Raw genomic sequence first — 19,737 nt, 5'->3', positions numbered from 1 at the left:
TCTCATTTCTCTCTGCCCGGCGGTACCGCTCAACGGCTGCCTCGGACCCGGGTATGAATGATCAGGCCGCCCAGGATCGTCAGGACCCCGCCGGCCGGGTGCAGGGCGCTGTAGTTCGGCGTGGCCGCTTCCGCACCGGGCGCGGCCTCGTCGCGGCGCAGATCGCAGTCCCGCACGAGAGGCGGGCCGGGAGGCAACGCACAGCGTGGCGGGGAGTCGGGATCCATGCCGCCATATTCTCGGTGGCGACGGTCCACGGCAACCGGTTGTCCCGAGTTGTCGCGGGATATCGCCTTCTCCCGGTCCTGAGGCTCTGCACGCCTCGCACCGGGCAACGCTCTGATCATTGCCGTGCTCGGCCCATAGGATGCAGCCCGCCTGCGAATGGCCTACCAGCCCCACATCATCCATGCCCGCTGCCTCGATATCGGCAACAAGTTCGGCCGCGGTGTCATCGACCGATGTCTCCTCCGCATTCCGACTCCGCTTCGTGCCGCCCGGACTCGAAACGGAGTCGGCTCGAAGAAGTCATGTTCTCACACAGAAGAATCCATGTGTTCTCTTTGAGAATATTATTCTCCAACCTGCGGCCACTGACGTCGTTGCAGGTCAAGTAAGCGCTGCTGCCGTGATGTTCGCGTCGAAACCCCTTACGACGGCGCCACATCGCAGCCCCATGGCAACTCGAGGCAACCGGTTGCGAGGGATTCCCCCGGTAATCAACCATGACCACACGCTGTGATCGGCACCACTCCCGACCCGACTGCCGATCACTCGTAATCCACAGAGGGCGACCGGCGCGATCGCCTTCACGGCAGCTCTTTCGCGGGAGCGTCGACATCGATCGCACTCGCGAATCCCGACGAACCCGTAATCGCCGGCGGAGCGCTTTCGGATATCCGCGTCGTTTTTCGATCGAGATGAGGGTAGATCTGATGAATTCAACTGATCCGGTGACCACCGGAGCGGCCCGCCTGGCCGGGCTGGGCTGCGCTGTCGCGGCCGCCGTGGGCCTGCTGTCGACCGGCTCCGCGAACGCGGATGTCTTCGTCCCCCTGCCGGACGGAACAGAGGCGACCAATGGCGGAACCATCACCCGCACCGGCGAACAGGCTCTCGTCTCATCGTCCATGGCCGCCAACGGTGTAGGCCGAGTGGTCTGGGTGTCGGCGAACATCACCGCGGACGTCACCGCGACACGGATTGTCGAAAAGGCAGGTCCCGGTACGGCGGCCAGTAACCGGCCGGGTACCGACAACTCGTGGACCCACGGCGCTTCTGCGGTCAATACCGGATACATCGTCGGTTGCCAGGTCAGTATTTCCGATACCGCAATATCGGCCGGCATGTCGGGCAACCTCAGCGCCAACGGTTTCGGGGTCAACGCCTCCGCCGGTCTACAGCTGGGACCGGGCGAGGTGAGGTTCGTATCGGCCGGCAAGAAGACCATCACCAAGCCGGGCACCTACTCGCTCGGGTACCGGGATTTCGAAATCCAGATACAAGGGTGCGCCGGCTACGCGCAGGCGCGCTCGTATACCGTCCTCGAACTCATCGGCGAATACCATTCCAAGGTCACCCTCTACGGGCAGCCTTTCAGCATCGGCTGATGCGGTCGGCCGAAGTCATCTCGTTTCGCCGACAACATATCCTCTCCCGAGAAGGTCTTGAAGCATGATCAAATCAAAGATGGTCGCACGAGCCGCCGGCGCGTGCCTCACCGCCGCCACCGCCATCGGCCTGCTCTCCACGGGCGCCGCCCATGCCGACACTTTCATTCCACTGCCCGGTGGCGAGATCAGCCAAACTCTGGGTGATGGCACGGTCGTCACCGTGCGGTTGGTGGGTGAATCCGCAACCATCAACCCGTCCCTGGGATCGACCCCGCTGCATCGCAATGCGTGGGTGTCGGGCACCGCGGAGGCAGTGGTCTCCGGACAACCCCTGACACTCGGGAAGATCCGGCCCGGCTATGTCGTCGGCTGCCAGGTCAATATCGGTGGTGGCGGTGTGAACAGCGGCGCCGGATACAGCTCCGACTGGGAGGGGTCCCGGCCCAACCCGAGCGGAAGCCTCGGCGGCAATCTGAGCCTGGGCCCCGGTGAGGCCCAGCAGTTCTTCATCCTCGATCAGGAGCGCGCCGATCCGTTCGGGGAGAGCGTCCACAACACCTTCAACCCGTTCCGCAGCGGCCGGGCCGGCGTCTCTTGGAAGAACTCGACCATCGCGCTGTCCGGTTGCGCCGGGTACGCGCAGGCGCGCGCGTTCGTACGGGTCGAGGTGGATACCGAAAAGGCATCCCAGGACGTGACGCTCTGGGGACAACCCTTCAGCCTCGGCTGACGGCACCACTCACCCCGCCCGGGTCACACTCGTCCCGGGCGGGGTTCTCGGTGTGCACCGTGCCGGCACACCGCGCACCACCAGGTCAGCAGACGGTGCACTGCATTCTCGAAAGCCCTCCGAAGCCGGTCATCGGCCACGAGGGCCGGATGCAACTGCGCCGGCGCCGCATCAACACCTGCCGCGCCCGGATCGGCGCACCGTGACCGGATGGATCATGCGTACCGGCGCCGCCGGACGGTTACCGCGCGCAAGGCGTACAGGTGCAGGGTCACCCCCGGGCAGGCCCCGACGCTAGAGTTTGAACACCCGTCTCGGCTGCTCCCGCACCAGCTCACCGGCGATGACCACGGCCTCATCCTCACCGAGGCGATGTTCGGCGACAAGATGCGCCAGCGCCGCCGCATCGAGGCGCCGGGCCATATCGTGGCGTGCCGGAATCGAGCAGAATGCCCGCGTGTCGTCGACGAATCCGGCGAGTTTGCGGTAGCCCGCGGTTTCGGTCACCGCGCGGTGGAAGCGCCCGATGGCGTCCGGCGCATCGAGAAACCACCACGGTGCGCCGGCGAACACTGTCGGATAGAAACCGGCCAGGGGCGCGATCTCCCGCGAATAGGTGGTTTCGTCGAGGGTGAACAGCACCAGGTTGAGATTCGGATGGGTGCCGAAATTCTCCAGTAGTGGTCGCAGCCCATCGACGAACTCCACGCGCAGCGGTAGGTCGTGGCCGGTGTCGGAACCGAAGGCGGCCGCGGTGGGCCCGTGATGGTTGCGCCGGACGGCGGGGTGCAGCATCATCACCAGCCCGTCGTCGGTGGACATGCGGGCCATCTCGAAAACCATATGGCGGCGAAACGCCACGGCCTCGGCCGCCGTCACCGCACCGGCGCGGGCAGCGCGATAGATACGACGCGCCTCGGCCGCCCCGAGCGGATGGGTCTGCACGTCCTCGTGGCTATGGTCGGTCGCGGTCGCTCCGTGTGCGACGAAGTACCGGCGGCGTTTTTCCAGTGCCGCGAGATATCCGTCGTAGTCACCGGTGTCGGCCTCCGAAACCGCGGCGAGACGGTCGACGGCCTGCCGCCAGCCCGGCGTTGCGGGTTCCAGGTAGCGGTCCGGGCGGAAGGTGGGAACGACCCGGCCGTTCCATCCCGGGTCGGCGGCGAGCCGGGCGTGTGCGCTCAGATCGTCACAGGGGTCGTCCGTGGTGGCCAGCACATCGATCCCGAATCGCTCGTACAGCCGGCGCGGGCGGTATTCGGGCTGCCGCAGCCGGTCCGCGATCCGGTCGTACAGCATATCGGCGTTGTGCCGGGTCGGCCGTTCGGTGATACCGAATATTTCCGCCAGCTCCACATCGAACCAGTAGCGCACCGGGGTGCCCCGGAAGACCTCCCAGTTCTCGCATACGCTGCGCCACACCGCCCGAGCCTGCGCCTCGGACAATTCGCCCCGGCCGACACCGAGCCGGTCCAGCGGAATCCTGTTCGCGTGCAGCAGCCGCGTGACGTAGTGATCCGGCGTGATGAGCAGGCCGGCCGGGTCCGGAAAGGGTTCGTCATCGGCCAGCAGGCGCGCGTCGACATGGCCGTGCGGTGAGATGATCCGCTCGTCGCGTATTGCGCGGTGGAGGCGCTGTGCCACGGCACGCACCCCCGGGTCGGCCGGAAACAGCCGGTCGGGATGGGGCGCCGCGTGCGCCGCGGAAACAGAAAGCATGCCCGTTATGCTGGGCGGTCGCCCGATTCATCGGCAATCGGTTGCCTCCAGTTGTCATCACCGGTTGCCGTAGCGCCGCGCCCGGCGCCATGGTTCGAGGACGAACCGGAAGGAGCACCGTGCCCGAACACTGTGCCGCAACCATCGGCGGACCGGACGAGGAGCTGAGCGCGGATCAGGTGCGCGCCTTCGTGGCCGGGCAACTGGCGAACCTCGCCCTCGACGGGCGCAGCGTATGCCTGGTTGTGCCCGACGCCACCCGCAGCTGTCCACTGCCGCTGCTGATTTCGGTTCTGCACGCAGAACTGTACGGCCGGGTGCGGCGGATGACGGTCCTCGTCGCGCTGGGCACCCACGCGGCCATGAGCGAGGAACGGCTCGCGAATTGGCTGGGCTATCCGCCCGGTGCCCTGGCCGAACGCTATCCCGGTCTGTCCGTCCGGAACCACGAATGGTGGGATGCGGCAACATTCTTCACGGCAGGCCATATCCCCGGCGAACGGATCGCCGAACTCTCCAGCGGACTTCTGCGGACCGGTGTCGACGTACGAGTCAATCGCGCGGTGGTCGAACACGATGTGACCATCATCGTGGGACCGGTGTTCCCGCACGAGGTCGTCGGCTTCTCCGGCGGAAACAAGTATCTCTTCCCCGGCCTTTCCGGGCCCGAGGTGATCGACGTCTCGCATTGGCTCGGTGCGCTGATCACCAGCCGCGACATCATCGGCACCACCGGAATCACACCGGTGCGCGCCCTCATACACGAGGCCGCGTCCCTCGTCCCCGGGGAGAGACACGCCCTGTGCCTGGTGGTGCGGTCGGGCAGCGACGCGTTGCACAGCGCCGCGTTCGGCGATCCCGTATCGGCATGGGCCGCAGCCGCGGCCGTATCCACACAGGTCCACGTCAGGTATCTGGACGCTCCCGTGCGGCGAGTTCTGTCGCTGATCCCGGCCAAGTACGACGATATGTGGACCGCGGCCAAAGGGTTCTACAAGGTCGAACCGGTCACGGCCGACGACGGCCAGGTCGTCGTCTACGCACCGCACATCACGACGATTTCCGAAATGCACCCGGAAATCGAGGAAATCGGCTACCACACCCGCGACTATTTCGTCCGGCAGTGGGACCGCTTCCGGCATCTGCACTGGGGAGTGCTCGCGCACTCCACCCATCTGCGTGGTGCCGGCACGTTCGACGATATCGACGGGGAACGATGCCGGGTCACGGTCACACTCGCGACCGGCATTCCGGAACAGCGAGTACGCGCCGCCGGGCTGGACTATTCGGACCCGGCAGGCATCGATATAGATGCCTGGCGAGCGGATCCCGATACCCTGGTCGTCCCCGATGCCGGCGAGGTGCTCTTCCGTCTGCGCGGTCCCGCCGAGCCGCGCACGACGAGCTGAGCGGCCAGCGGTACGACCGGATGCGAGTTCGTCGCCTCACCGCGGATCGCCCGGTGCAATTCCCCGAACGCGGCGGTGCCCATGGCCCGCAGCGGTGCCGCCACGGTCGTCAGCGCCGGCGTACAGAAATCGGAGCCGAAGACGTTGTCGAACCCGATCACACTCATCTGCTCGGGCACCCGCACCCCGGCCTGTCCGAGGCCGCGGATCAGACCGATCGCGAGGAGGTCGTTGTAGGCGAGCACCGCGGTCGGCGCCTGGCGGCGGATGTCCTCGGCCGCCGCCACACCGGCCGCCATGGTCGGCACGTAAGGGCCGAGGCGGCTGGCCTTCAACCCTAGTTCGGCGGCCGTATCCACCACCGAACGCCAGCGCATACCGTCCGCCCAGGAGGCAGCCGGGCCCGCCATGTAGGTCACCGAACGGTGGCCGAATTCGACCAGATGCCGTAACGCTGCGCCGACCCCGGATTCGGTATCGGGCACGACACAGCGGGTTCCGGACACGATACGGTTCAGCACCACCACCGGCCGCTGCGTCGCCACCGTGCGGATCGTCCGGTCGGAGAGCCGGGAACTGGCCAGGACCACGCCGTCGACACCGTGCAGCAGCCGGTCGAGCAGCGTCCGCTCCAACGTCTCCGATTCCTGGGTATCGGCCAGCAGCATGGCGTACCCGGCCCCCGCGGCCGCTGCTTCGACACCGCGAATGATGGCGAAGAACACCGGGTTGGTCACATCGGAAACCACCAGTGCGATCGTGGAGGTCTTGCCGTTCTGCAGCGCCCGGGCGAGCGGATTCGCCCGATATCCCAGCTCGGCTGCGACCGTGAGGATGCGCGTCGCGGTCGGCGCACTCACGCGGCCGGGCCGGGAGAACGCCCGGGACACCGTGGACGGTGCCACGCCCGCCGCCGCAGCGACGTCGTAGATGGTGGGTGGGCGTGCGTTTTCGTTCATCCTGGCCGCGAGAATAGCTACCGGCGGCCGCCGTGGCAACCGTTTGCCACAATCTCGGGCAAGTAGCGGCAACAGGTTGCCGGCTCCGGTGACCGGTCGGCTGAATGGTCGGTGCCCGCATCCTGCTGCGGGGAGAGGAGACCCGAGGATGCATCGGCCGCACGCTCGCCGCCGGGAAATCTGCATCGCCACCGGTGGAGACAGCGGCCGTGCGCCGGGCGACTGAGCCCGCACGGCGTACCGCCGCCGTGCCCGGCGAGAAGCGGGTCGGACCCGCGTATGTCGTCATGCTCATGCTCGGCAGTTGCGGAGCCTTCATGGCCTACATCACCGTTCTCGCCTACTCGCTGGCGGTACGGGTCGACATGCTGGAGCCCGGGCGTACCGAATACCTCGGCTACCTGACCAGCCTCGGCGGTGCCGTATCCCTGTTTGCGGGTCCGGTGGTCGGTGTGATCAGCGACCGGGTACGCACCCGCTTCGGACGCCGGCGACCGGTACTGGTCACCGGTGTGGTTGTCGGAATGTCGGCGCTGGTAGTCGTGGGCGTGGCACCGAATATCGGTGTCCTGGCGCTGGGTTGGGTGCTGACCGTGCTGGGCTGGAGCGCGGCGATGAGTTCGATCACCGCCCTTCAGGCCGATAAATTGCCGGCCGATCAGCGCGGCACCGTCGCCGGTTTCCTCGGATTCGCCCAGCAGGGCGCACCCGTACTGGGCGTGGTGGTGGCCGGGTTGCTGGCGCACCACGGCGTTCTACTCACCGTCGTACCCGGCCTGCTGGGAGCGGCACTACTGGTACCGCTGATACTGTTCGCCGCCGAGGCCGATACCCGGTCGGCGGTTTTCGACGAACCGTTGTCGGTGCGCACGATCGCCCGCAAATATCGGTACAACCCCCGCCGCTATCCCGACTTTTCCTGGGAGTGGCTGGGAAAGTTCTGCTTCCACAGCGGGTTGGCGCTCAACACCACGTTCCAGACCTTTTTCCTCGCCCACCGGCTCGGCCTGACAGTGGCCCAGGTGGCACACGCCGTCGCATGGATCAGCGTGGCCGGGGTAGTCGCGGCGGTTGCGGGATCGGTCGGCGCCGGATACCTCTCCGACCGTCTCGGGCGCCGCCGCATTTTCGTGGTGACGGCAGCCGTTGTCTACGCCGGCGGTGCGGCCACCTACGCATTCGCGCACGATCTCCGGATTTTCCTGCTGGCGGCCTGTCTCTGCGGCTTCGGGCTGGGCGCCTTCGCCGCCGTCGATCAGGCCATCACCCTCGATATCCTGCCGGACCGCCGGGAGGCGGGCCGGTTCATGGCCATCGCCGGACTCGCGAACACGGTTTCGCGGTCCACCGCGCCACTGCTCGCCCCGGTCCTGCTGGCCGTCGGGTCGGGCCCGAACTACACCCTGCTCTATCTGGCCGGTGGTGCACTGGTGCTGCTCGGCGGCCTGGTGATCCGGTTCGGGGTCACCGGGGCCCGATGAGTTCCCGGCCGCTGATCGGACAGCCCGAACACCGCGACGACTCGGAGCGAACAAGTCGCGGCAACCGCTTGCACCGCAGGCGAGCCACCCGGCTGAATGAGGAAGACGACAGGAGTACAGGCATGACCGGCACCGGCAACCCGCCCCTGACGGGTGACCTCGCGCTCGCGGCCGAACGGGTTTCCGCGCTCGTGCACGGCCAGGAAGCGCTGGGGGTGGCCTACTCGGGCGGGGTGGATTCCTCGGTCCTGCTCGCACTCACCGCCCGGGCCTTGGGAACCGACCGCGTATGCGCCATCATCGGCGTATCCCCGAGTCTCCCCCGCTCCGAACTCGCCGCCGCCCTGGAAGTCAGCGCCGCACTCGGCGTCCGGACGGTGGCCTTACCGACCCACGAGGGTGACCGCACCGAGTACCGGGCCAACGGCCCCGACCGCTGCTATCACTGCAAGTACGAACTGTTCGAACGAATTTCCGCCGATCTGGCCGCTCGTGAGCGCTTGACCGCGATCGCCTACGGTGAGAACGCCGACGACACCCGCCGGCCCGACCGGCCCGGAGCCCGGGCGGCGGCCCAGTTCTCGGTCCTGCGGCCGCTGGCCGCGGCAGGAATAGACAAAGCCCTGGTCCGCCGCCTGGCCCACGCATTGGCGCTGCCCAACGCGGACAAGCCCGCCGCGCCCTGTCTGGCGTCACGCATACCTCATTTCACGGAAGTGACCCCGGAGAAGCTGGCACAGGTGGAAGGCGCCGAGGAAGCGCTGCGGAAGCTGGGTTTCCACGATCTCCGTATCCGTCACCACGGTGATGTGGCACGAATCGAGTTGCCGTCCGGTGACATCGCACGGGCGATGGCACCACGGTTGCGCGAACGGATCCGGACAGCGGTGCGCGAGCACGGCTTCCGGTTCGTCACGGTCGATCTGGCCGGTATCCAGTCCGGTGCGTTCACGCTGCCGCTGGTGTCGGTCCGATGACCGGCGCCTGGTCCGCTCCCGCGGTGTTCAGCGAACTGGACCACGATCGCGCCGCCCGGCGCGGCTATCCCGAAGCGATCTTCTGCCCGGGTAAAACGGCCGAGCAACTGGAACGGATCGCCGCCGAGGTACGGGAGCACGCAGGGACGGTCCTGTTCACCCGCGCCGAACCCGAGCACGCGGAGGCCGTCCGGCGCGCGTTGCCGGAGGCCCACTACGAACCGGCCGCCCGGATGCTCGCCTGGCCGCCGGATCCGCCGGCGGCCGACGGCGGACCGGTCGTCGTCGCCACCGCCGGAACCACCGACCTCCCGGTAGCGCAGGAAGCCTCGATGACCGCCCGCTATCTCGGCCGGCACTGCGATCTTGTGGCCGATATCGGTGTCGCCGGCCTGCATCGTGTCCTGGCCCGTCTCGACCTGCTGCGTTCCGCGCGGGTCGTGGTTGTCGTCGCGGGCATGGACGGCGCGCTGCCCAGCGTCGTCGCCGGTCTCATCAGCGCGCCCGTGATCGCCGTTCCCACCTCCGTGGGTTACGGCGCCGCATTCGGTGGCGTCGCGCCGCTGCTGACCATGCTCAACTCCTGCGCTCCCGGTGTGTCGGTGGTCAATATCGACAACGGGTACGGCGCCGGGCATATCGCCGCACAAATCGCCGCCCCCGCCTGAACCGGCGCACTGTGGTCAGTTCGGGAGGTCGCCCGGTAGCAGTTCTCCGGTCGACAGCCCGTTCGCGACCGCTGCCGCAACCGCCTCGGCCAGGACGGCGCGCACCGGTCGACCGGTCGACCGCGCCAGCTCCGCGACATCCTCGAATTCGGGCGTGGCTTGGAGGATACGGTCCTGTTCCAGCGCCACCTTGATCCGTACCCGGCCACCCGCGACCTCGACCGGTCGCCAGGTCCGTGCGAGCGCGATCTTCCCCACCGCGATCCGCCGTAGGCCGATCGTGCTGGTCTCGGCCAGGAGTGCCGCCGATACCTGTTCCGCGTGCCGGACCGGGACCAGGGCGTGGACCGTATGGGCCGGTCGGCCCTTCTTCATGAGAATGGGCGTCAACCAGGCGTCGTCGGCGCCGGAATCCAGCAGACGCTGCAGGACTGCCGGCCAGGCCCGCGGATCGAGATCGTCGATATTGGCCTCCAGGACGACATTCTCACCGGCGGCTTCGACAACACTCCCGCCGGCTGATTCGGCGTCCTCGGTCTCGCCGATCAGCATCCTGACGATATTCGGGCGATCGGGGACGTCCCTGGTACCCGCGCCGATTCCTACCCGGTCGAGCCGCATCTGCGGCAAGGTCGTGCAGGCGTCCGCCAATGCGGTTACCCACGCCACACCGGTAGGCGTGGCCAGTTCCCCGGCGCCGCCCGCGCGCACCTGCCAGCCGGTGGACATCGCCAGCACCGCGGGCACGGGCACGGGGATGGCGCCGTGCGCCGCCATCACGGTGCCCGACCCCAGGGAAAGCGGACCGGCGGTGACCCGTTCGACCCCGAGATGGTGCAGCGCCGCGCAGGCACCGACGATATCGGCGATCGAGTCCAGGGCACCGACCTCGTGGAAGTGCACCCGATCGACCGGTACGCCGTGGATGCCGGCCTCCGCCTCGGCCAGGCGGCCGAAGACCCGCAACGTATCCGCGCGGACCGGCTCCGGCAGCGCCGCTGTGACGAGTAGATCCCGGATATCGGACCAGTGCCGATGCGGTGGGTCGTCCACGCGGACAACCGGGTCCACCTTGCACGCACGCATACCGCAGCGGACGACCTGCGAGCGCTCCACCCGCACCGCATCCGGCACGACAGCATCTATCGCCGCCTGAAGCACCTCCGGCGGCACTCCGGCATCGACAAGTGCGCCCAGCAGCATATCCCCGGCCACTCCGGCCGATGCGTCGATCCACGCCAGTTTCACTGCGCACTCCCACGAGCCGCGGTGAAAGCCCGCACGGCGGTATCGACAATCCGTTCCGGGGTATCGTCCACCTCGAGCACCACTCCGGTCTCGTCGGCGGACAGCGGTTCCAAGTCGGCGAATTGCGAGTCCAGCAGCGATACCGGCATGAAATGGCCGGTACGCGCCGATATCCGGTCGGCGATGAGGTCGCGTGGCCCGGACAGATGCAGAAACCAGGTGCGCCCGGCGTCCCGCAGCACATCGCGGTACCGCCGCTTCAGTGCCGAGGACGACACCACACCTCCGCTGCGCTCGTGCGCGCTCACCCATTCGGCGACGGCTCGCAGCCACGGTGCCCGGTCCGCGTCGGACAAAGCCATCCCGGCGTCCATCTTCGCGATATTGGTGGCCGGGTGGAAGGAGTCCGCCTCACCGTATTCCACGCCGAGTCGTTCGGCCAGGAGTGTGCCGACCGTGGTTTTTCCGCTACCCGCCACACCCATCACGACGATCACTGTCATTGCCCGTTCCTAACCGCGCGCCCGAGACACGGGCGATGCAGGAGCCTGTGTGGGGCCGAGAATCGCATACCCGGCAGCGGCCTCTCCAGCGCACAGCGCCGGTGACGACAACTCGGGGCAATCGGTTGCCATCCGGGGGCATTCCGGGCGAGGATCGAATTTCCTGCCCTGCCCGGTACCCGCAACGATGCCTCCACGGTCCGGATCGTCGCCGCATTCGGTGCGCATCCACGCGACCTCGCCGCACCGCGGGATCCGCCGACGAGAACTGCCTTTGGCAAGAGACGCTGTCTATTGCGCCGCGAAAGATCCATGAGGAAACCGATGCCTGCCCCTGTAGCCGCTGTTTCGCTCGATATCCCCGCCGGTCTCGCGGCACCGGTCCCCTGGGCGCTGGCGGCACTGACCCGGGAACTGGACCGGAAGGGCATACGCTGCGGCAGCGGGTCCTCCGCGGCACCGGCCGCCGGCACCACCGTGGTCCGTATCCGCGCGGACGACGCTCTGGGTCCGGCCGAGACGTTCCTGATCGAAAGCGGACCGTCACCGGCCGAGGTGCTGATCCACGGAGCCGACGTGCGTGGCGTGGCGTACGGCATATCCGAACTCGCCGATCGAGTGCGGTACGCGGACGATCCCATTGCGGCGATCCGCTCGGCACGCTGCGCTCGGCGTTCGCCCGCGGTGCCGGTGCGCAGTGTGCTGCGCGCGTTTTCGAGCGATGTCCTGGACCTGCCCTGGCTGCGCGACCGCGATTTCTGGACCGAGTACCTCGACGAACTGGCCACCCAGCGGATCAATCGGCTGCACCTCGCTCTGGGCATGCAGTACAACTTCTCCCACGACTCCGATGTGCGCGACAACTACCTGTGTTTTCCCTACCCGTTCCTCCTCGAGGTGCCGGGATGGGAGAACGTCCGAGTCACCGGGGTATCCGATGCGGACCGGGCCGCCAATCTCGCGGCCCTGCGATTCGCCGGCGACGAAGCCGCCCGCCGGGGCATCCATTTCCAGCTCGGCCTGTGGAATCATGCCGTGCGCCCGGAGCTCGGGGACAGCCCGAACCTGCGCTACCGGATTGTGGGGCTCGCCGACCGGGATATCGCCGAATACAGCGCCGCGGCATTGCGGCTGCTGTTGCGGGAATGCCCGGCGATCGCCGGGCTGACGTTGCGCGTGCACTACGAGGGCGGAGTCGCCGAATCGGGTCGTAATGCGTTCTGGCGCACGGTGCTGGGCGGTCTGCGGAATGCCGGCCGCCCGCTGGAAATCGATATGCATGCGAAGGGAGTCGACCAGGAACTCCTGGCGGCGGCCACCGGCACCGGCGCCCGTGTTGTCGTCTCGGCCAAGTATTGGGCGGAACACCAAGGACTGCCCTATCACCAGGCCGCCATCCGGCCGATGGAGTTCATGCGACGCGCCGACAACGACGATCTGCGCGGTGTCACCCAGAACGCGCGCCGGTTCACCCGCTACGGATATGCCGATTTCCTGCGCCGGGATCGGCCGTTCGACCTTCTTTTCCGCATCTGGCCGGGCTCCCAGCGTTTTCTGCTGTGGGCGGACCCGGAAATCTTCGCCGGCTACGGCCGGATGAGCACGCTCGGCGGCGCGATCGGCGCGGAACTGTGCGAACCACTGACCTTTCGCGGGCGCAAGGACACCGGCCGCATGGGCACCGCCCGTGATCTCTACGCCGACCCCACCCTGACCCTCGGCCGTGCCGATTGGCGGAAATACGCCTACCAGTACCGCCTGTGGGGCCGCCTGCTGTTCGATCCCGACGCGGACCGCGAGTCCTGGCTCCGTTGCCTGCGGGAGCAATTCGGGGCCGCCGCCGAACCCGTCGAGCGGTCCCTCAGCGCCGCGGGAAAGGTGCTGCCCTTGGTAGCAATCACGGTATCGGCCAGCGCATCGAACAACTTCTTCTGGCCCGAAGTGTTCTTCGACCAGCCGATAGCCGGGCAGGAGCGGCCATCGATCTACGCATGGGACCTTCTTCCGCCACGTACCTGGGGCACGATGAGCCCTCTCGACCCCGCGCTCTTCGAGTGCGCGGACGATTACGCGCGCCACCTGATCGACGATCGTCCGAGTGGCCGGTACACACCGGCGGAGGTGGCATCGTGGCTACAGGGCTTCGCCGACGCTGCGGAAGCCTCGATCGAGGAGGCCCTGAACAGGGTCCCCGATCGCACTACGGCCGAGTTCCGGCGGATCGAAACAGACGTCCGGGTGCAGGCCCTGCTCGGTAGGTTCTTCGCCGGCAAGATCCGCGCCGGCGTGGGCTACGCGCTGTTCCGGCTGACCGACGACACCCGGCACCTGCGGGAGGGTCTCGAGCGCTACCGCGACGGCCGGGACGCGCTGACCGAGCTGATCGCGCTCACCCGCGACGTCTACGTCGCGGACCTCGCCTTCGGCAAGCGCCCTGGAGAACACGGCCATTGGGCGGACCGCCTGCCCCGCATCGACGACGATATCGCCGATCTCGGCAACGAACTCGCCGCGGCGGAGGCCGCGAATCGACCGGTACGCGCCACGGTGCCGCCGGAGCGCCCATCGGCACCGATAACCGGAGTCCGGTGCACTCCCCCAGCGTATTTCGTCCCGGGCGAGCCGCTGACCATACGGGCGCATGCACCCGTGGGCATGGAACTGACCGTGCACGCCCGGCATCTCAACCAAGCCGAGCACTATCTGCAGGTGTCCATGAAGCCCGATACCGGGCGCGACTTCACAGCCACGATCCCCGCGGAGTACACGGACAGCCCCTATGCCATCCAGTTCTTCGTCCTCGCCCGTGACAGCACCGGCCGGGCGGCTCGGATCGTGCCCGGACTGGACGGCTCCCTGGCGAATCAGCCCTATTTCGTAGTACCTGCGGGAACGGGTTAGGTCATGCGCGCATCGCGCCGGGCAACTGACCGCAACCGATTGCCCGCTCCTGTGCCCGTCTGCTTCGTTGGAATGGGCCACTCCGAATTGTCGGCAGGTTTCTGCCAGTGAAGGAAAAAGAGCACGCTGTGAACATCGACGACCTGCGTAGCCGGCTGCCCGCGGGCACGGTGGTGAGCGACCCGGACATCCTCGCCGCCTACCGGCAGGACCGGGCACTCGATCCCGCCGCGGGCACCGCCCGCGCACTCGTCCGGCCGGTCGACACCGCGCAGGTGGCCACGATCATGCGCTGGGCGCACGAGCACCGCATCGCGGTGGTGCCACGCGGCGCGGGTACCGGGCTCTCGGGCGGCGCCACCGCGCAGAACGGCGCGCTGCTGCTGAGTACCGAACGCATGCGCGAGATCACGGTGGACGCCGTGACCCGCACGGCGGTGGTACAGCCCGGACTGCTCAATGCCGAGGTGAAACGGGCCGTCGCCGAGCGCGGACTCTGGTATCCCCCGGACCCGTCCTCCTTCGAGATCTGCTCCATCGGCGGCAACGCGGCCACCAACGCCGGTGGTCTCTGCTGCGTGAAATATGGCGTGACCACCGACTACGTATTGGGTATGGAGGTCGTCCTGGCCGACGGCACCATCGTGCGGCTGGGCGGGCCGCGGCTCAAGGACTCCGCCGGCCTCTCGCTGACCAAACTGTTCGTCGGCAGCGAGGGCACACTGGGCATCATCACCGAACTCACCCTGCGCCTGCTGCCCGCGCAACCGCCGCAATCCACCGTGGTGGCCACCTTCCGCACCCTCGCTGCCGCCACCGAGGCCATCCTCGCCATCACCGGCGCACTACGGCCCTCCATGCTGGAGTTCATGGACGCGGTCGCCGTGAACGCCGTCGAGGACGAGTTGCGGATGGGACTGGACCGGCAGGCGGCAGGGCTCCTGGTCGCCCGCTCCGACGCTCCCGGCGAATACGCCGGGCTCGAAGCCGACCGAATCCTCACCGCCTGCGAAAACGCGGGAGCCACCGAGGCATTCCGGACCGATGATCAGGACGAGGGCGAGGCATTCTGCGCCGCCCGGCGATTCGCCATCCCCGCGGTGGAACGTAAAGGGTCCCTTTTGCTCGAGGACGTGGGCGTCCCACTGCCACGACTGAGTGAACTGGTCACCGGAATCGCCGCGATTGCCGAGCGCCGGAAGGTCCTCATATCGGTCATCGCGCATGCAGGCGACGGCAACACCCACCCGCTCATCGTGCACGATCCGCAGGACCTCGACGAAACCGCCCGTGCTCACGAGGCTTTCGGCGAGATCATGGACCTGGCCATCGCACTGGGCGGCACCATCACCGGCGAACACGGAGTGGGACGGTTGAAGAAGGCCTGGCTGCCCGGTCAACTCGGTCCCGAGGTCATGGACCTGTCCCGCCGCATCAAAGACGCGCTCGATCCGCACGGCATCCTGAATCCCGGCGCGGTCCTGTAGGCCCGCCGATGCTCACTGCCCGGTTCCTGTGCGCGAAAACAACCGGCTGAGCGCCGGTTGCCCGAGTCTCGTGGACACGGCAGTCGAGGAGCGTCCGTGCACCGCCGTGTCGAGCAGCGAGGGATGCTCGAACCGGAGCGAGACCGATGCCTCGTACAGCCGTACCGATACCGTGACGATCTACCCCATCCGAGGAGAAACTGATGCTCGCACCCAAGCCCACCGCCACTCGTGAGCTGGTATCGCTGGACGGGATCTGGCGTTTCGCCATCGACACAGCGGCCGGTGACCGGCCGTGGCTGGGTCGACTCGACGGCACGCTCGAAGCCGCCGTCCCGGCCAGCTACAATGACCTTTTCGTCGATCCGGCCATTCGTGACCACGTCGGCTGGGTCTGGTATCAGCGTACGGTCCGTGTACCGCGCGGCTGGGCCGGGGAGCGGATCCTCGTCCGGGTGGACGCCGCGACGCATGCCGGCAAGGTCTATGCCGACGACCGGCTCGTCGCCGAGCATTCGGGCGGTTACACCCCCTTCGAGGCCGATATCACCGACGTCGTCACCGCGGGCGCCGAGTTCCGGCTCACCATCGGGGTGAGTAACGAGCTCACCAATACGACCATTCCGCCCGGCACCATCACGGTCACTCCGGACGGCCGCCGGCAGCAGAAGTACCTGCACGACTTCTACAACTACGCCGGGCTCGCCCGGTCGGTGTGGCTGTACAGCGTGCCTCCGGTGCGGATCTCGGATATCACCGTCGTCACCGAGGTGGACGGAACCGCCGGCGTCGTGGACTACTCCGTCGCGACAACCGGACCCGCGTCCGTCCGGGTACAACTGAAGGACGCGGCCGGCGTCGAGGTGACGGCCGGCGAGGGCGCGCGCGGGTCACTGCGCGTTCCCGATGTCACCCTGTGGCAACCGGGCCGGGCCTACCTGTACGAATTGACGGCCGAGATCCGCGACGGCGACGGCACCGTGCTCGACGAGTATCCGCTACCGGTCGGCGTGCGCACCGTCGAGGTACGCGGCACGCAGTTCCTCATCAACGGAGAGCCGTTCTACTTCACCGGGTTCGGCAAGCACGAGGATACGGCCGTCCGTGGTAAGGGCCACGACGACGCCTACCTCGTCCACGATTTCCAGCTGATGGACTGGATCGGCGCAAACTCGTTCCGTACCTCGCACTATCCGTACGCCGAAGAAGTGATGGACTTCGCCGACCGGCACGGAATCGTCGTCATCGACGAAACCGCGGCCGTCGGGCTCAACCTCTTCATCGAGGGCGGTATCGGACGCGGCGGCAAACGTCCCACATTCTCACCCGAGACCATGAACGACGAAACGAAGGACGCGCACGCCCAGGCGCTGCGCGAGCTCATCACCCGCGACAAGAACCATCCCAGTGTGGTGATGTGGTGTGTATCCAACGAACCGTCCTCCATCGAGGAAGGTGCGCGCGAATATTTCGAGCCGCTCGTCGCACTCACCCGCGAACTCGATCCCACGCGTCCGGTGACCTACGCCAGCTTCATGTTCGCCACCCCGGACAACGACCGCATCGCCGACCTCTTCGACGTCCTCGGCCTCAACCGCTATCACGGCTGGTATCTCGCCAACGGCGACCTCACCACGGCCGAGGCCGACCTGGAAGCCGAGCTCACCGCGTGGGCGGCCGCGCACGGGAAGCCGATCATCATGAGCGAGTACGGTGCCGACACCATGCCCGGTCTGCATTCGGTCTGGGACATTCCCTGGACGGAGGAATATCAGACCGCCTTCCTGGAGATGCACCACCGGGTGTTCGACCGCATCGAGGCACTGGTGGGCGAGCATGTGTGGAATTTCGCGGACTTCCGCACATCGAACGGTATCCACCGCGTGGACGGCAACAAGAAGGGTGTATTCACCCGCGACCGTCAACCCAAGGCCGCCGCACACAGCCTGCGCCGCCGCTGGCGGCGGATCGGTAACAGGAAACCGGACGCCCCGGGACCGCAGGCCTGATCCGGGCGCGATCGAGGCTGTGGCCCTGCCTGCACCGGGTGGGCCACAGCCTCTGTCCGACTTCCGGCTGCTCCGGAAAGGTACTCATCCCGAGCAAGCGACCCGCCGGTTCCCGGGGGCTCACGGCAGACGAGTACAGAGGGCACTGTTACTACATCGGGACGAGATCGCGACTATCCCGACCGGAAAGCCGCCCACAACAGTAGAACCGCTCGACCGGATCGTTTGCGAACGATGATTCGACGGCAGCCAGTGCCTGTGTCTTGAAGACCCGCGCGGCGGCGCTCGGGCGGTGCAGCACAGAGTCGACCGGCCGACCGAAATCGCCGGGTATGCCCGGCCCCCAGAACGTCACCTCGTCGGCCAGGCAATGTGCGAAGACCCTCGACAACCCCTCGCGGACACGGGCATCGGTTGCCCAGAGCTCGAAATCGAGCGCGAGCGCATGGGGTATCAGTCCACCCCACTTCGCGGTCATCCCGGCCTCCAGATCGTCGACACGCACGCCCAGAATCTCCAGCGGCCGCGATTCGGTGTGATCGGCGACCAGTACGATCACCTCCCATCCGGCCGACACCCGGTCGAACAGCCAGCCGCCCGCCGCACGCACCACGCCGGCGACCGTGGGAGCCAGTACGACCAGGCGAGGTCGCACAGGATGCCTCCGGATACCGATCACCGAACCCGGTCCCGGATCGGCCGATCGGCAGCTACGCCGAGGGAAATCCACGAGACGAACGACCACGGCATCGTTGCGTGGTTCAGAGCCGCGGGGTGTAGACATCTCGCTCCGTCAGCGCGTTCAGCATCGGTTCGCCCGCGCGGTAGCGTCGCAGGTTCTCGACGATCAGATCGATCGTGCGCTGCGTCCGATCGGGTAACCGCGGCGTCGAATGCGGTGTGATGACCACGTTCGGCGCATCCCACAACGGGGATTCCGGTGGTAGTGGCTCGGGGTCGGTGACATCCAGCCCCGCACCGGCGATCTGCCCGGCGTGGAGCGCCTCGATCAGTGCGTCCTGGTCGATGATCGGCCCGCGTGCCATGTTGATGACGAAAGCCGACTCCTTCATCCGGGCGAACTCGGCGGCGGAGAACATATGGTGCGTCGCGTCCGTCAGCTGTGCGGCGATCATGACGACATCTGCTTCGTCGAGCAGCCGCTCCAATCCGTCGCCACGGTCCGCGGACAGCATGATGTCCACGTCCGCCGCATGCTCCGCGGCGCTGCGGCGGTAGACGATCACCTTCATCCCGAACGCCTTCCCGAGGCGCGCCATCTCCTTGGCGGTATGGCCGTAGCCCACGATGCCGAGCGTCTTGCCGTACAGCGCGAGTCGCTCTTCGGACCCCAGGAAGCCCTGCCAGCGGTGTGCGTCCTGCTGCCGGAACAGTCGCCGGGCATCGAAGGTGAGCGCAAGCGCGAAATAGAACCCGTGCTGGGCGAGTGCGGGCGCCGACCGGCCGGCGGATCCGGTGACGACGAGATCGCGGGCGAACAGTTCGGGCACCGCGGACCTGGTGAGACCGGAATGGTCGCAGTGCACCCAGCGCAGCCGAGGCGCCTCGAGATGTCTCCGGTCGATATCTCCCAGCAGTATCGCGACGTCCACGTCTTCGAGGGCCGCGGCGATACCCGCCGCATCCCAGGGCTGGATGTGGAGGAATTCCGCGGGAGCGAACGCCTGCCGCAGCTGCTCGATCTCGTCCGGGGTGTACATGACCGTGGCGAGAACACTCCGGACTTCACGGGGGCGACGGTCATCGTTCATGAATACACACATCCTTGTGGTTATCAGCCGCTACACCGGGTCACAGTGGCATAGGGCTATCAGGGCGTCAATCGGTTGCCAAGACTTGTCCAGCCGGGTTACCGTTCGGGCGGAGCTACCGCGCCACCGGGCGAGCCACATCCGGCGTGTTGTACCGAATCCACCGACTCCGGCTCCTGCACTCGGGTGTGGGGGGGGGGGGGGGCCGCCGGGGGCGGCGGCCCCCCCCCCCCCCCCCCCCCGCGGGGCGGGGGGCGGGGG

The 19,737-nt window shown here is 67.6% G+C and carries 15 protein-coding genes and 1 pseudogene; 9 read left to right on the top strand and 7 right to left on the bottom strand.

The genetic code is table 11. From position 1 onward, the window contains the following. Positions 1-29 precede the first annotated feature (29 nt). Positions 30-227, bottom strand: coding sequence for a hypothetical protein (locus QH276_RS10315; RefSeq protein ID WP_280400201.1), 198 nt, complete (start codon positions 225-227; stop codon positions 30-32). Between the two features lie 708 nt (positions 228-935). Here QH276_RS10315 and QH276_RS10310 point away from each other — a divergent pair. Together QH276_RS10310 and QH276_RS10305 are read left to right on the top strand one after the other, a co-directional pair. After that, positions 936-1,610, top strand: a complete 675-nt coding sequence (locus tag QH276_RS10310; RefSeq protein WP_280400200.1) for an MspA family porin — start codon at positions 936-938, stop codon at positions 1,608-1,610. Between the two features lie 64 nt (positions 1,611-1,674). Next, positions 1,675-2,343, top strand: a complete 669-nt coding sequence (locus tag QH276_RS10305) for an MspA family porin (RefSeq protein WP_280400199.1) — start codon at positions 1,675-1,677, stop codon at positions 2,341-2,343. Between the two features lie 294 nt (positions 2,344-2,637). On the opposite strand, the gene uxaC is transcribed toward QH276_RS10305, so the two are convergent. After that, positions 2,638-4,062: a glucuronate isomerase gene (uxaC, locus tag QH276_RS10300; protein WP_280400198.1), complete on the bottom strand. Its 1,425-nt coding sequence runs from the start codon at positions 4,060-4,062 to the stop codon at positions 2,638-2,640. Positions 4,063-4,181: 119 nt separating this feature from the next. Here uxaC and QH276_RS10295 point away from each other — a divergent pair, with 119 nt between their 5' ends. Next, positions 4,182-5,471: a lactate racemase domain-containing protein gene (locus tag QH276_RS10295; RefSeq protein ID WP_280400197.1), complete on the top strand. Its 1,290-nt coding sequence runs from the start codon at positions 4,182-4,184 to the stop codon at positions 5,469-5,471. A 38-nt stretch (positions 5,472-5,509) separates the two neighbouring features. On the opposite strand, the pseudogene QH276_RS10290 reads toward QH276_RS10295, so the two are convergent. Beyond that, a pseudogene (locus QH276_RS10290) lies at positions 5,510-6,430 on the bottom strand (LacI family DNA-binding transcriptional regulator); the annotation flags it as partial. A 209-nt stretch (positions 6,431-6,639) separates the two neighbouring features. Here QH276_RS10290 and QH276_RS10285 point away from each other — a divergent pair. The 3 genes from QH276_RS10285 to larB all read left to right on the top strand — a co-directional run bounded on the left by QH276_RS10285 (position 6,640) and on the right by larB (position 9,556). After that, positions 6,640-7,911, top strand: coding sequence for an MFS transporter (locus QH276_RS10285; RefSeq protein WP_280400196.1), 1,272 nt, complete (start codon positions 6,640-6,642; stop codon positions 7,909-7,911). A gap of 122 nt (positions 7,912-8,033) precedes the next feature. Beyond that, entirely contained in the window at positions 8,034-8,888 is an 855-nt protein-coding gene (gene larE / locus QH276_RS10280; protein ID WP_280400195.1) for an ATP-dependent sacrificial sulfur transferase LarE, read from the top strand. Next, a complete protein-coding gene (larB, locus tag QH276_RS10275) occupies positions 8,885-9,556 on the top strand; it encodes a nickel pincer cofactor biosynthesis protein LarB (protein WP_280406707.1) in 672 nt (223 codons plus the stop codon). Before larE ends, larB begins: the two co-directional genes overlap by 4 nt. Positions 9,557-9,571: 15 nt before the next feature. On the opposite strand, the gene larC is transcribed toward larB, so the two are convergent. Then, complete coding sequence (gene larC / locus QH276_RS10270; RefSeq protein WP_280406706.1) at positions 9,572-10,804, bottom strand: nickel pincer cofactor biosynthesis protein LarC; 1,233 nt, start codon at positions 10,802-10,804, stop codon at positions 9,572-9,574. Beyond that, the gene (locus QH276_RS10265) at positions 10,801-11,307 is read right to left on the bottom strand and encodes a gluconokinase (RefSeq protein WP_280396536.1); all 507 of its coding nucleotides are present in this window, start codon (positions 11,305-11,307) and stop codon (positions 10,801-10,803) included. The genes larC and QH276_RS10265 overlap by 4 nt, the downstream gene beginning before the upstream one ends. 324 nt (positions 11,308-11,631) lie before the next feature. Between QH276_RS10265 and QH276_RS10260 the strand changes: the two genes are divergently transcribed. From QH276_RS10260 to uidA, 3 genes are all read left to right on the top strand, one after another. Continuing rightward, a complete protein-coding gene (locus QH276_RS10260; RefSeq protein ID WP_280396535.1) occupies positions 11,632-14,208 on the top strand; it encodes a hypothetical protein in 2,577 nt (858 codons plus the stop codon). Positions 14,209-14,336: 128 nt separating this feature from the next. After that, a complete protein-coding gene (locus QH276_RS10255) occupies positions 14,337-15,695 on the top strand; it encodes an FAD-binding oxidoreductase (RefSeq protein WP_280396534.1) in 1,359 nt (452 codons plus the stop codon). A 203-nt stretch (positions 15,696-15,898) separates the two neighbouring features. Further along, the gene (gene uidA, locus QH276_RS10250; RefSeq protein WP_280396533.1) at positions 15,899-17,704 is read left to right on the top strand and encodes a beta-glucuronidase; all 1,806 of its coding nucleotides are present in this window, start codon (positions 15,899-15,901) and stop codon (positions 17,702-17,704) included. Positions 17,705-17,855: 151 nt separating this feature from the next. Here uidA and QH276_RS10245 read toward each other — a convergent pair whose 3' ends face one another. Together QH276_RS10245 and QH276_RS10240 are read right to left on the bottom strand one after the other, a co-directional pair. After that, positions 17,856-18,359, bottom strand: coding sequence for a hypothetical protein (locus QH276_RS10245; protein ID WP_280396532.1), 504 nt, complete (start codon positions 18,357-18,359; stop codon positions 17,856-17,858). 106 nt (positions 18,360-18,465) lie between these two features. Then, on the bottom strand, positions 18,466-19,476 hold the full coding sequence (locus QH276_RS10240; RefSeq protein ID WP_280396531.1) for a D-2-hydroxyacid dehydrogenase: 1,011 nt from the start codon (positions 19,474-19,476) through the stop codon (positions 18,466-18,468). Between the last annotated feature and the right edge of the window lie 261 nt (positions 19,477-19,737).

It is taken from the genome of Nocardia carnea (assembly GCF_029869215.1).
Classification (GTDB): domain Bacteria; phylum Actinomycetota; class Actinomycetes; order Mycobacteriales; family Mycobacteriaceae; genus Nocardia; species Nocardia carnea_B.
Note: the sequence above shows the minus strand (reverse complement) of the source record. Positions and strands in the feature narration are given on the sequence as shown.